Source organism: Stenotrophomonas sp. YJH_SMC_21 (assembly GCF_059369555.1).
Genome location: NZ_JCAFSU010000002.1, coordinates 120,554 through 134,079, shown reverse-complemented (window position 1 = coordinate 134,079; position 13,526 = coordinate 120,554). Strand labels below are relative to the sequence as shown.

Below are 13,526 nucleotides of genomic sequence, written 5' to 3'. Positions count from 1 at the left end.
GGAAGGTTCCCGTTACTGCTTGTTCGAATCGGTGGCGGCCGGCTTGGCCGCATCGGCCTGCTCGGGCTTGGCCGCGTCGGCCGGTGCCTTGCCAGCAGCCGGTGCGGTGCCCGCCGGAGCGGCGCCGCCTGCGGCCGGCTTGCCGTTGGCGTCCTGCCCCGGGGTCCACGGCTTGGCCACCGCCGGTGCACCTTCCTTGACCTTCTGCACGCCGGCCACGATCACCTTGTCGCCGGCGGCCAGGCCGTCGCTGACCAGCCAGTTGCCGTTCTGCGCGCCATCGGTCTTCACGTTCTTGCGCGCGACCTTGCCGTCGGCGCCGACCACCATCACGTAGCCGCCCGTGGTGTCGCGCAGCAGGGCCTGCTGCGGTACCAGGAAGGCATTGTTGCGTTCGCCCAGGTTGGCCTGGAAGCTGACGAAGGCGCCCGGCAGCAGGATCTGCTGCGGGTTCGGCAGCAACGCACGCAACGACACCGCACCGGTGGCCGGGTCGACCGTGGTCGAGGAGAAGTCCAGGGTGCCCGGCTCGCTGTAGGTGCTGCCATCGGCCAGCTTGACGTTCACCGTGGCCTTGCCGTCGCCCGACAGCGCCAGCGCGCCCTTGGCCTGTTGCGCGCGCAGCTGGGTCAGCTCGTCCACGCTCAGCGAGAAGTTCACGTACAGCGGGTCGAGCTGGTCGACGGTGGTCAGCAGGGTCACATCGCCCTGGCCGACCAGCGCGCCTTCGGTGACCTGCTGCTTGTTGGCCACGCCGCTGATCGGTGCGGTTACTTCGGTGTAGCCCAGGCTGATGCGCGAGGAAGTCACCGCTGCTTCGGCCTGCTTGACCGCCGCCAGCGCGGTACGCTCGGCCGATTCAGCGTTGTCCAGGTCGGACTTGGAGACGAACTGCTGCGGCGCCAGCGAACGTGCACGGTCGGCGGCCACCTTGGCGTTGGCGTAGGTCGCGCGGGCCGAGGCCAGCTGTGCTTCGGAGGCGTTGAGCGAGGCACGCAGCGGCGCCGGGTCGATCAGGAACAGGGTCTGGCCCTGCTTGACCTGCGAGCCTTCCTGGTAGACGCGCTTGAGCAGCACGCCCGGCACGCGCGCACGCACGTCGGCGCTGCGGAACGGCGACAGGCGACCGACCAGCTCGCGCTGCAGCGGCAGGGTCTGCGGCTTGGCGTCGATCACGCCCACCTCCGGCGGCGGGGGCGTCTGCTGTTCCGGCTTCTTGCAGGCAGCCAGCGCGACAGCAACGGCGCACGTCAAGGCAAGGGTGCGGAGTGGGGCGGTCATCAGGAGGAACTCCGGGGTTGGTTTGAAGACGGGGCCGGCGACGGCTGAGGCGCGAAGGCGCGCAGGAAGCTGTCGACGGAGAACTCTGCCCAGCGCCGACGCAGCCGCGCGTCATCACGATGGGGGGTATGGAAACGCTGTTTGTCGAAATCCTGACCGGCAATCATGCTCAGCAGCAGTTCGGCCATGAAGTGCGGGTCGTCATGCCGGAGCTGGCCACGCATGCAAACGGTTTCAATCCATTCAGCAAGATGAAGCGTCAGTGCGCCGGCTCCGTGCCGGTACAGCGTACGCGCCTCTTCGGGAAACTGGGCCGCGTCGGCGGCGATCAGCCGGCAAGCCTGGCCCACGTGCGGTTGGTTGAAGTGCTCCAGGAAGTCGGTGGCGAACTGGAGCAGGCTGGCACGCAGGTCGTCAGTGCGGAGTGCACGAACCATGGCGCCGGTAGCGTGGCCGACGTGGCGCTGCATCACCCGGCGCAGCAGTTCCTGCTTGCTGCCGTAGCGCGAGTACAGGGTCTGCTTGGAGCAGCCGGCGTGCTGGGCCACCGCCTCCATGCTCATCTGCATGCCCTGCTGGGCCAGCAGTTCGCGTACGGCGTCGAACACACGCTCATCGCGTGCATCGAGGGCAACGGGGAGGTAGGCCGGGTTCACGCGGTGGACTATACCGTCCAGTTCAGGATTGTGGAATCGCATCGGCGTCGCCGCGTGTGTCTTCCCGTAACACGTTTTGCCGATCCTGTCGGCAGTGCTGAAACAGGCGCCAGCACCATACCGGTGCGAACTGAATAGGCGTTTGAACCGCAGCAAACCCGAATCTGCTTATTCCGTCCTGCAGCAAGGCCTTTTCGCGCGGTAGGGCTACAATTTCATTTTCCCAACTGAGCAAGCGCATCGCTCTGCCATGAAACCGCAAAAAACCGCAGCCAAGACCGTGAAGAACAAGACGAAACCAGCAGAGTCGGAGGTCGCAGTGACCGCTGGTTTCTCCCTGGAGCCGGTGTACACGGCCTTGCGCAAGCGCTACCCCGCGGCCGCACAGGCCGAAGCAGTGGCCTTTGCCACTGACTTCTACAAGCGCATGGAATCGGACGAGTTCCCGCACCACAGCGCTGAAGAGTGGGCCGCTCTCGCGGCTGAGACGCTGGAATTCGCGCGTGCCCGCAAGGCCGGCAAGGCCAACGTCCGCGTGTTCAATCCGACCGCGAAGGCCAACGGTTGGGAATCGCCGCACACCGTGCTGCAGATCGTCAACGATGACATGCCGTTCCTCGTCGATACGGTCACCATGTCGCTGGCCGAGCAGGGCGTGGGCGTCCACGTGCTGGGCCACCCGGTGCTGCGCTTCACCCGCGACAAGGCCGGCAAGCTGGTCAAGGTCGGCGAGGGTGATGCCGAGTCGGTGATGCTGCTGGAGATCGACCGCCAGCCGGCCGAAGCCATGGCCGCCATCGAACAGGCCATCAACAAGGCGCTGGACGAAGTACGCGCGATCGTGCGCGACTGGCAGCCGATGAAGGACAAGGCACTGGCACTGGCCGACGACCTGGGCAAGCGCCAGCTGCCGGTCGACGATGCATCGCGCAAGGAAGCACAGGAGTTCCTGCGCTGGGCCGCCGACAACCACTTCACCTTCTTCGGCTACCGCGAGTACCGCGTCGAGAAGCAGGGCAAGGAAGACGTACTGGCGCCGCTGAACGACACCGGCCTGGGCCTGATGCGCGGCAAGGACAAGTCCGCGGCCCGCCCGGTCAAGACCCTGGCCGCGCAGGGCCTGAACGCCACGTCCGGCCTGAAGGACGCGCTGATCCTGACCAAGACCAATGCCCGTTCGCGCGTGCACCGCGCCGGCTACATGGACTACATCGGCGTGCTGGAATTCGACGCCAAGGGCAAGATCATCGGCGAGCAGCGCTTCCTCGGCCTGTTCACCTCCAGCGCCTACAACCGCCGCCCATGGGAGATCCCGCTGGTGCGCCAGCGCCACGAGCACGTGATGAAGCAGTCCGGCCTGGCCCCGGCCAGCCACAGTGGCAAGGCCCTGCGCCACATCTTGGAAACCCTGCCGCGCGAAGAACTGTTCCAGTCCAGCGAGGACGAACTGTTCCGCACCGCGATGGGCGTGCTGGGCCTGCAGGAACGCGTGCGCAGCCGCCTGTTCCTGCGCCGCGACAAGTACAGCCGTTTCATTTCCGCGCTGGTCTACCTGCCGCGCGAGCGCTTCAACACCGACGTGCGCCTGCGCATCGAGGCGATGCTGAAGGACGCGCTGCACGGTGAGTACGTCGACAGCTCGGTGGTGCTGGGCGAATCGCCGCTGGCCCAGGTGCACCTGATCGTGCGCCCGAAGCCGGGTGAAATGCTCGACGTTGATACCGCCGAACTGGAGCAGAAGCTGGCCCAGGTGCTGCGCAACTGGCAGGACGACCTGCGCGAAGCGCTGGTGGCCCGCCACGGCGAGACCGAAGGCCTGCGCATCGCCGCGCGTATCGGCAAGGCGCTGCCGGCCGGCTACATCGAAGACAACAGCACCGCGGTTGCAGCCAACGATGTCAGCCAGCTTGATGCCCTGACCGGCCCGGACGACCTGCGCCTGAGCCTGCAGGCCGTGCCGCGCGAAAGCGGTGATGGCCTGCGCCTGAAGCTGTATCGCCAGCTGGACGACATCCCGCTGTCGGACGCGCTGCCGATGATGGAAAACATGGGCCTGCGCGTGATCGCCGAGCGTCCGTACCGCCTGTCGGTCGACAACGCCCCGGTGTACGTGCAGGACTTCGAGGTCGAATCGACCGCCGGCGCGATCGATGCCGCCAGCGTCGATGAAGCCTTCGGCGAGACCTTTGCCCGCGTCTGGCACGGCGATGCCGAGAACGACGGCTTCAACCGCCTGGTGCTGGCTGCCGGCCTGCACTGGCGCCAGGTCGCCATGCTGCGTGGCTACTGCAAGTACCTGCTGCAAACCGGCGTGCCGTTCTCGCAGGCCTACGTGGAAGGCACCTTCGCGCGCTACCCGCTGCTGGCCCGACTGCTGGTCGAGCTGTTCGAAGCGCGCTTCGATCCGGCTACCGGCCACGAGAGCAAGGATGACATCGCCGCCGGCCAGGCCCAGCTGAAGGCCCACTTCGATGTGCTGGCTGCTGGCGACGACGCCACCCTGAAGGTGCTCAAGACCGTGGTCGACGCCCGCAAGGGTGACCGCGACGCGCAGATGCAGGCCGCGCGCGATGCGCTGCTGAAGCTGATGGACCGTGTGTCCAGCCTGGACGAGGACCGCATCCTGCGCTCGTTCATGGGCGTGATCGACGCGACCCTGCGCACCAGCTACTACCAGACCGATGCCAACGGCCAGCACGGCCATGTCATCAGCTTCAAGTTTGATTCGGCGCTGGTGCCGGACCTGCCGAAGCCGCGCCCGTACCGCGAGATCTTCGTCTACGGCCCGCGCGTGGAAGGTACCCACCTGCGCTTCGGCGCGGTCGCCCGTGGTGGCCTGCGCTGGTCGGACCGTCGCGAAGACTTCCGTACCGAAGTGCTGGGCCTGGTCAAGGCACAGATGGTCAAGAACACCGTGATCGTGCCGGTCGGCGCGAAGGGCGGCTTCTTCGCCAAGACCCCGCCGGTGAACGGCGACCGCGACGCGATCTTCGCCAACGGCGTGGCCTGCTACAAGCTGTTCATCCAGGGCCTGCTGGACATCACCGACAACATCGTCAACAACAAGATCGTGCCGCCGGTGGATGTCGTGCGCCACGACATGGACGATCCGTACCTGGTGGTGGCCGCCGACAAGGGCACCGCGACCTTCTCCGACATCGCCAACGGCCTGGCCATCGCGCACGGCTTCTGGATGGGCGATGCGTTCGCCTCCGGTGGTTCGGTTGGCTATGACCACAAGGGCATGGGCATCACCGCACGCGGTGCGTGGGAATCGGTCAAGCGCCACTTCCGCGCGCTGGGCCGTGACAGCCAGACCCAGGACTTCACTGCGGTCGGCGTCGGCGACATGTCCGGCGACGTGTTCGGCAACGGCATGCTGCTGTCGCGCCACATCCGCCTGGTCGCTGCCTTCGACCACCGCCACATCTTCCTGGACCCGAACCCGGATGCGGCCACCACGTTCGTCGAACGTGAGCGCCTGTTCACCGTGCCACGTTCGAGCTGGGCGGACTACGACGCCAAGCTGATCAGCAAGGGCGGCGGCGTGTACCCGCGCAGCCTGAAGTCGATCGAGATCACCCCGCAGGTGCGTGAAGCGCTGGGCCTGGATGACAACGTCAAGGCGCTGTCGCCGAACGATCTGATGAGCGCGATCCTGAAGGCACCGGTCGACCTGCTGTGGAACGGCGGCATCGGTACCTACGTGAAGGCTGCCAGCGAGCAGCACAGCGATGTCGGCGACCGCGCCAACAACGCCCTGCGCGTGAACGGTGGCGAGCTGCGCTGCAAGGTGGTGGGCGAGGGCGGCAACCTGGGCATGACCCAGCTGGGCCGCATCGAAGCCGCCCAGGCCGGCGTGCTGCTCAACACCGACTTCATCGACAACTCGGCCGGTGTGGACACCTCCGACCACGAAGTCAACATCAAGATCCTGCTCAACGATGTAGTGCGGGCCAAGAAGCTGACCGTCGAGCAGCGCAACAAGCTGCTGGCCTCGATGACCGATGAAGTCGCCGAGCTGGTGCTCAACGACAACTACCGCCAGAACCAGGCGCTGAGCCTGATGGAGCGGATGGCGGTCAAGCGCCTGGGTTCCAAGCAGCACTTCATCCGTACCCTGGAACAGCAGGGCCTGCTGGATCGCCAGATCGAGTTCCTGCCGTCCGACGCCGAGCTGTCCCAGCGCAAGGCACGCGGCCAGGGCCTGACCCGCCCGGAACTGTCGGTGCTGCTGTCCTACTCGAAGCTGGTGGCGTTCGCCCAGCTGCTGGAATCGGACATCCCGGAAGATCCGTACCTGTCCAAGGAACTGCAGCGTTACTTCCCGACCCCGCTGCAGAAGAAGTACGCCGACGCGATGGAGCGTCACCGCCTGAAGCGCGAAATCATCGCCACGGCCGTGACCAACCAGACCATCAACCGCATGGGCGCCACCTTCCTGATGCGCATGCAGGAAGACACCGGCCGTTCCATCGCCGAGGTCGCCAAGGCCTACACCATCAGCCGCGAAACGCTGGATGCGCGCGCGCTGTGGGCGCAGATCGATGCACTCGACGGCAAGGTGCCGGAGTCGGTGCAGATCGACGCACTAGAAGTGATCTGGAAGCTGCAGCGTTCGTTCGTGCGTTGGCTGCTGTCGCGCCCGGGCGCGATGCCGGGCATCACTGAAGCGGTCAACCGCTACCAGGGTCCGTTCAACGACATCCGCGTTGCCTCGGGTGTGCTGCCGGATTCGCAGCGTCCGACCTACGAAGCCCTGGTGGCCGAGTGGAAGGAAAAGGGCCTGCCGTCCGCGCTGGCGCAGCAGCTGGCCGAACTGCACTTCCTGGAGCCGGCGTTCGACATCATCGAACTGGCCCGCACCCGCAAGCTGAAGCCGGTGGACGTGTCCAAGGTCCACTTCCGCCTGGGCGATGCCCTGCAGCTGCCGTGGCTGTTCGAGCAGGTCGATGCGCTGGAGGTCAACGGTCGTTGGCACGCCGTGGCACGTGGCGTGCTGCGTGACGAGCTGGCCGCCAACCACCGCAACCTGGCCGGCCAGGTGCTGGGCACCAAGGGCAGCAGCGCGGAGGCCAAGGTCGCAGCCTGGATGGGCCGCGACGACAACAGCCTGCGCTTCACCCTGGCGATGCTGGCCGAACTGGCCGAGCAGAAGACCCTGGACTACCCGACCGTTTCGGTCGCGGTGCAGCGCCTGGGCCAGCTGGCGGCACACGGCGCGTAAGTGAAGTAGTGCCAGGCCATGCCTGGCATGCGTGAACCGGAACGGCCCCGCGAAAGCGGGGCCGTTCTGTTTTTGCTTTCTCTTCTACGATCACTGACCCGACGCCGGCCGTGAACCTGCCAGGTGGATGACCGGCATATCCGCCGGGACCGTGAGCGCCATGGACGGCGCGATCGAGCCCCCAGGGATGGGTTTACGGCGTGTCCCGGCGGATATGCCGGTCATCCGCCCCACGGGGTCCAGCCCCCGGCGCTCGGTTATGCTCTCCATCAAACCCACCCGGATCCACCGATGAGCGACACCCCCCGCATCGCTTTCCTGGCCAGCACCGCCGAGCCCGCGCAGATGGCCCGCGCGGCGATGATCTCGCGTTATGGCGATCACGCGCCGGAGCAGGCCGACGTGCTGTGCCCGCTGGGGGGCGACGGCTTCATGCTGCAGACCCTGCATCGGCATGGGCACCTGGGCAAGCCGGTGTTCGGCATGAAGCTGGGCACGGTCGGCTTCCTGATGAACCAGTACCGTGGAGACGACGATGTGCAGGCCCGCATCGCACGCGCAGAACCGGCCAACCTGCGCCCGCTGGAAATGGTGGCGCTGACCGAGTCCGGCACCAGTACCGGTTCGCTGGCCTACAACGATGTTTCGCTGCTGCGCCAGACCCGGCAGGCCGCGCATATCGGTATCGATCTGAACGGCCAGGAGCGCGTGGCCGAACTGATCGGCGACGGCGTGCTGGTGGCCACCCCGGCCGGCAGCACCGCCTACAACTATTCCGCGCATGGTCCGGTGCTGCCGCTGGGCTCGCACACCATCGCGCTGACGCCGTTGGCCCCGTACCGGCCGCGGCGCTGGCGCGGCGCGATCCTGAAGGCCGATACCGAAGTGCGCTTCCGCGTGCTCGATCCGTACAAGCGCCCGGTCAGCGTGACTGCCGATTCGCACGAGACCCGCGACGTGGTCGAGGTGACCATCCGTGAGTCGAAGGACCGCCGCGTGACCCTGCTGTTCGACCCGGAGCACAACCTGGAAGACCGGATCCTGAGCGAACAGTTCGTTTTTTGAGGACAATGGGCAGCCGGCCGTGCCGACCGCTTGAAGGACCCCCACCGATGGGCGACAACTCCCCCCGTTTGCTGACCGTCGCGGTGACCTCGCGCGCGCTGTTCGACCTCGAGGAAAGCCACGCGCTGTTCGAGAGCGACGGCGTGGCGGCCTATGCCGAATTCCAGCGCCAGCACGAGGACGATATCCTCGGCCCCGGCGTGGCCTTCCCGGTGGTGCGCAAGCTGCTGGCTTTGAACCAGGGGGCCAGCCCGGAGAATCCTCGCGTCGAGGTGATCCTGCTGTCGCGCAACTCGGCCGATACCGGCCTGCGCATCTTCAATTCGATCCAGCACTACGGCCTGGGCATCATCCGCGCGACGTTCACCGCCGGCGAGCCGACCTGGCCGTACGTGAAGCCGTTCGGCACCGACCTGTTCCTGTCGGCCAACCCGGAATCGGTGCGCAGCGCGCTGCGCCATGGCATCGCCGCGGCAACCATCCTGCCCAAGCCGCCCGGCGAGACCGCCGCCGCGGCGGCCGACCAGATCGATACCGGTCGCCCGGCCGGCCAGTTGCGCATCGCCTTCGACGGTGACGCAGTGATCTTCGGTGACGAGAGCGAGCGCATCTCACGCGAGCAGGGCGTGGAGGCGTTTGGCCGGCACGAGCGTGAACGGGCCCGCGAACCCCTCAGCGGCGGCCCGTTCCGCGGTTTCCTGTCGGCCCTGCATACGCTGCAGGAAGTGTTCCCGGCCGGCGAGAGCGCGCCGATCCGCACTGCGCTGGTGACCGCACGCTCGGCACCGGCGCATGAGCGCGTAATCCGCACCCTGCGCGAGTGGGGAGTGCGCCTCGACGAAGCGCTGTTCCTCGGCGGCCGCCACAAGGGGCCCTTCCTGCAGGCGTTCGGTGCCGACATCTTCTTCGATGATTCGCAGCACAACATCGACAGTGCGCGCGAACACGTGGCCGCCGGCCACGTACCGCACGGTGTCGCCAACGAGGGGTGAGACCATGCCGGGTGGGTGCCAACCGTTGGTTGGCACAGCCATGCATCGGCGCCCACCAAGCTGGGCATCTACCAGAGCGCTGTACCGCGGTAGTCGCCAACCTTGGTTGGCGCCATCCTGGGTCCATGCCCACCAAGGTGGGCACCTACCGAAAGCAGCACCGTCGAAGGGCATGACCCGTCACGGGGTGGCCGACATCTCCAACCGCAGATCCACCACCTTCCAGCGCAGGCCCTGCGGTTCCAGCACCACCTTCATCGGCGGCTGGTCGGGGCCGCGATCGACGTCGATCACGAAGCGGTCCAGCGCTTCGAAGTGATGCTCGGCGTTCTTCAATGGCCGTGCCGGCTCGGTCGCGCCGAAGGCATCACCGCCCTGCAGTTCATTGCGGCCGCGCTTCCACAGCACGTGGCCCTGCAGCATTGCGCCGATCCCGGTCGGGGTCACCATGGTTTCCACCGCTGCACCGCCGAGCTGGTCGCCGAGGCCGTAGAGCAGGGCGCCGAACGGGCTGGCCGCTACATCCGGGCCGGCCTGGCGTACCAGATAGTCGTTGAGCTGGGCGCGCAGGCTGCTGCGCACGCGAGGGAAATCGACATAGCGTTCCAGTCGCGCCGTGTCGCGTTCTTCGATGGCCTTGGACAGGCCATGCACGGCCATGTACGGGCCGCCGAACCACCACGCAGCCAAGGCCAGGACCAGCAGCACAGCCAGTGCAGTGAGCTTCTTCATGCTGTCCAGACTGCCGCAAGTGAGGCAGCCAGTGGTGAACGGCAGGTGATGCGGCTCAGAACTCCAGGTCCAGCGCCGCGCAGAGGTAGTCAACGAACGGGCCGAGCCCAGCCAGGTCCTTGCCCAGCGTGGACAGCAGGCGCGGGCCGGTCATGGTGGCATCGTCCAGCGAGCGCCACATCACCCAGTTGCGGTGCTTGAGGTCGTCGATGAACTCGAAGTCGGCCGGGAAGCCACGCGGGGGCCGCACCAGCTTTTCGCTCTCCTCGAAATCGAAGCGTTTGCGCAGGGTCGGTGCATACGCGGCGGCCTTCCAGCTGCCCGGATTGTCGAGGATGAAGTGGCGTACGCGGCGCTGGGTTTCCGGTTCCGGATGCCACAGGCCGGCGCCGACGAAGCTCTCGCCCGGCTGCAGGTGCACGTAGAACGAGGGCGCGGCCACTTCGCGGCGGCGCTCATGGAACAGGCGTGCACCCTGCCAGGTCTTGTAGGGCGACTTGTCGTTGGAAAAACGCGCGTCACGATGGATGCGGAACAGCGAGCCACCGACGCCACGGGTATCGGCGCGGAAGTGCTCGCTGACCTCGGCCAGCGCCGGCTGCAGGTCGCCCAGCAGGCGCAGGAACGGCTGCCGCACGTGGTCTTCGTACTGCTGGCGGTGATCGTTGAACCAGGCCTTGTCGTTGTGCCGCGCAAGGCTGCGCAGGAACTTGAAGCTGGCGTCCGAGAAATAAGTGCTCACAGCGTCTCCTGCAGGTGCTGGCCCCAGTCGCGCAGCGATTGCAGCAGGGCCTGGCGCCGGGTGTCATCGGGCGCTTCGGCGGCCAGTGCATCCAGCTGCTGCTGGTACTGGGGCAGGTTGAGTTCGCCCAGGCCGCCGTCTCCGAGCAGGCGCTGGCGGCGGTAATCCTGCCAGCGCTGGCGTTCAGGCGGTGCGAGGCTGTCGGGATGATTGCGCGCGCGGTAGCGGAACAGCAGTTCCGGCAGGCGCGGGTCGCGGAAGCGACCTTCCAGCGCGCCCAGCTGCTCGGGCGCGGTGGTGCGTGCGAGCGCAAGCAGCGGCTTGTCACCGTTGCCGAGGAAGCCGTCGTACAGCGAGGCATCGACGTCGGCCACGGTGGCGGCGCGGGGCTGGTTGTAGACCTGCCGGGCCTTCTCGGCCAGCTGCGGGGCGAACGCGCGCAGGCGCTTCACCTTGGCTTCGATCGCAGCCACATCCAGGCCGAGGCGCGCGTGATCATCGGCACGCAGGTGGTTCCAGGCGATCAGCGCCGGCACCTTGTTCAGATGCACTTCCTTCAGCGGTACCCGTGCCGCGCCTTCGGGCAGCTCGCTGGCGCGCATGTACAGGCGCTGTGCGATCACCTCGGCCGGCAGTTCCAGCAGGTCGTCGATCTCGCCTTCCAGGTCGAACACGATCACCCGGTTGTTGATGGTCGGGTGCACGGCCAACGGCAGCACCGGTGCCGCGCACAGGCGGCTGGCCGGGTAGCGCATGGAAATGTGCAGCACCGGCTTCATCGCGGCCACGTCCAGCAGGCCGCCGACGAAGCGCTTGTCGCGCAGCTTCAGGGCGTAGTCCCACAGGCGTGGTTGCGACTGCTTGAACAGCCGCGCCATGCCGATGGTGGCGCGCACGTCGGACAGTGCTTCGTGTGCATCGCCTTCGCGCACGTGGTTGGCTTCGGCCAGATGTTCGAGCTTGAACGAGGTGGCGCCATCCTCGCGCAGCGGCCACTGTATGCCGTCCGGGCGCATCGCGCGCATCAGCCGCAGCATGTCCAGCAGGTCCCAGCGCGAATTACCGTTGCGCCACTCGCGTTCGTACGGATCGTGGAAGTTGCGGAACAGCCCGTAGCGGACGAACTCATCGTCGAAGCGCAGCGTGTTGTAGCCCAGCGCGCAGGTGCCGGGGCGCGACAGCTGCTCGTTGATGCGGTCGAAGGCCTCGGCCTCGCTGATGCCCTCGGCCAGTGCCTGCTGAGGGGTGATGCCGGTAACCAGGGTGGCCATCGGCGAGGGCAGCAGGTCATCGGCCGGGCGCACGAAGAAGCTGACCGGGGTGTCGATTTCGTTGAGATCGGCGTCGGTGCGGATGGCGGCGAACTGCGAGATGCGCGTGCGCCGCGGGTCCTGGCCGAAGGTTTCCAGATCGTAGAACAGGAAGCTGTCAGCCATCAGTGCGCGCCCTCCAGGACCGGCAGCTGCGCATGGATCTGCGCTTCCAGCGCGGCCCAGTCGATGTTGTCCAGTGAATCATGGCCGGTGGTGGCGGCCACCAGCATGTCGCGTTGCAGTTCGGTGCGGCGTAGCGCCTCGGCGTACGGCGTGTGCAGGAAGGTGACCATGGTGTAGTGCGGCACGAAGCGGGTCGGCCAGCGCCGCTGCAGTTCCTGTTCCAGTTCGCGCTGCAGCAGGAATGCAGGGTCGGCGACGCGATCGCGCATTTCCAGGTAGTTCTCCAGCGCCATCTGCTGGATGGCACGTGCATTCGGCTTGCGCTCGGCTTCGAACGCGGCGAACGCACCTTCCAGATCATCGGCCTCCATCAGGTGGCGGGCCAGCGCAACGCAGTCCTCGAACGCGCAGTTCATGCCCTGGCCGTGGAACGGCACCATCGCATGCGCGGCGTCGCCGATCAGCACGGCACGGCCCTGCTGGTGCCAGCGATCGAGCGTCAGCGTGCCAAGCAGGCCCGGCGGGTGCTGTTCCCAATCTGCGCGCAGGTTCGGGATCAGCGGCAGGGTGTCGGCGAACTCGCGCGCGAACAGCGCCTCGGCCTGCGCGCCGGTATTGATCGTGGCGAAGCTGGGATCGCCCTGGTTGGGCAGGAACAAAGTGACGGTGAAGGTGCCTTCGTGATTGGGCAGGGCGATGCACATGTAATGGCCGCGCGGCCAGATATGCAGCGCGTTGCGCTCGATGCGGAAGCTGCCATCGTCGGCCGGCGGAATTTCCAGCTCCTTGTAGGAGTGATCGAGGAACGCGATGTCCTCGCCCAGCGGCGCCCGCCGGTTCATCGCCGCGCGCAGGGCCGAGCCTGCACCATCGGCACCGATCAGGGTGTCGAAGCGGATGTCATGCGGGCTGTCGTCGCGGTCGTCGATGAAGCGTGCGTAGCCGGCGTCGAAATCGACGGTATGCAGGCGGCGATGGAAGTGCACGGTGGCGCCGGCCTGTTCGGCCAGTTCCAGCAGCGTGGTGTTGAGGTCGCTGCGATGGATCGACCAGATCACTTCGCTGTCGTCGCGGCCATAGCGCTGCAGCTGCGGTTCGCCTTCGCGCGGATGCACCATGCGTCCGCGCATCATCACCGCGCGCGCCATGACCTCGTCTTCCACACCGGCCTGGCGCAGCGCATTGCGCCCACGCTCGGCCAGCGCCAGGTTGATCGAGCGGCCGCTCTCATAGTCGGCCACGCGTGGATCGCCACGGCGTTCGTACAGGGTGATGCGCCAGCCCTGGCGTGACAGCAGGATGGCCAGCAGCGACCCGGCGAGGCCGGCACCGATAATGCTCAACGAGCGGGAAGCATGTGCGATCAACGAACTGTCCAGCAGTAGGGGAGGGACC

At 67.0% G+C, this 13,526-nt stretch carries 9 protein-coding genes; 3 read left to right on the top strand and 6 right to left on the bottom strand.

Annotation, left to right across the window (positions count from 1 at the left end):
- Positions 1–12: 12 nt before the first annotated feature.
- Together AC5P67_RS03485 and AC5P67_RS03480 are read right to left on the bottom strand one after the other, a co-directional pair.
- Entirely contained in the window at positions 13–1,281 is a 1,269-nt protein-coding gene (locus tag AC5P67_RS03485; protein ID WP_088431487.1) for an efflux RND transporter periplasmic adaptor subunit, read from the bottom strand.
- Positions 1,281–1,937 carry a TetR/AcrR family transcriptional regulator gene (locus AC5P67_RS03480; RefSeq protein WP_005410245.1) on the bottom strand — a complete coding sequence of 219 codons (657 nt, stop codon included), beginning with the start codon at positions 1,935–1,937 and terminating at the stop codon, positions 1,281–1,283. Before AC5P67_RS03480 ends, AC5P67_RS03485 begins: the two co-directional genes overlap by 1 nt.
- 250 nt (positions 1,938–2,187) lie before the next feature.
- Here AC5P67_RS03480 and AC5P67_RS03475 point away from each other — a divergent pair, with 250 nt between their 5' ends.
- The 3 genes from AC5P67_RS03475 (at position 2,188) to AC5P67_RS03465 (ending at position 9,221) form a co-directional block, all read left to right on the top strand.
- A complete protein-coding gene (locus AC5P67_RS03475) occupies positions 2,188–7,164 on the top strand; it encodes an NAD-glutamate dehydrogenase (RefSeq protein WP_044570577.1) in 4,977 nt (1,658 codons plus the stop codon).
- A gap of 291 nt (positions 7,165–7,455) precedes the next feature.
- Positions 7,456–8,229: an NAD kinase gene (locus AC5P67_RS03470; protein ID WP_005410243.1), complete on the top strand. Its 774-nt coding sequence runs from the start codon at positions 7,456–7,458 to the stop codon at positions 8,227–8,229.
- A 47-nt stretch (positions 8,230–8,276) separates the two neighbouring features.
- Positions 8,277–9,221 (top strand): 5'-nucleotidase, encoded by a 945-nt coding sequence (locus AC5P67_RS03465; protein ID WP_005410242.1) that lies wholly within the window; start codon positions 8,277–8,279, stop codon positions 9,219–9,221.
- A gap of 180 nt (positions 9,222–9,401) precedes the next feature.
- Here AC5P67_RS03465 and AC5P67_RS03460 read toward each other — a convergent pair whose 3' ends face one another.
- The 4 genes from AC5P67_RS03460 to AC5P67_RS03445 are packed head-to-tail and all read right to left on the bottom strand — an operon-like array spanning position 9,402 to position 13,498.
- Positions 9,402–9,953 (bottom strand): DUF2939 domain-containing protein, encoded by a 552-nt coding sequence (locus AC5P67_RS03460; RefSeq protein ID WP_049397589.1) that lies wholly within the window; start codon positions 9,951–9,953, stop codon positions 9,402–9,404.
- Positions 9,954–10,008: 55 nt separating this feature from the next.
- On the bottom strand, positions 10,009–10,695 hold the full coding sequence (locus AC5P67_RS03455) for a DUF2461 domain-containing protein (RefSeq protein WP_114619072.1): 687 nt from the start codon (positions 10,693–10,695) through the stop codon (positions 10,009–10,011).
- Positions 10,692–12,131 (bottom strand): exodeoxyribonuclease I, encoded by a 1,440-nt coding sequence (gene sbcB, locus AC5P67_RS03450; protein ID WP_109337273.1) that lies wholly within the window; start codon positions 12,129–12,131, stop codon positions 10,692–10,694. The genes AC5P67_RS03455 and sbcB overlap by 4 nt, the downstream gene beginning before the upstream one ends.
- Entirely contained in the window at positions 12,131–13,498 is a 1,368-nt protein-coding gene (locus tag AC5P67_RS03445; protein ID WP_012480765.1) for an FAD-dependent oxidoreductase, read from the bottom strand. Before AC5P67_RS03445 ends, sbcB begins: the two co-directional genes overlap by 1 nt.
- Positions 13,499–13,526 lie beyond the last annotated feature (28 nt).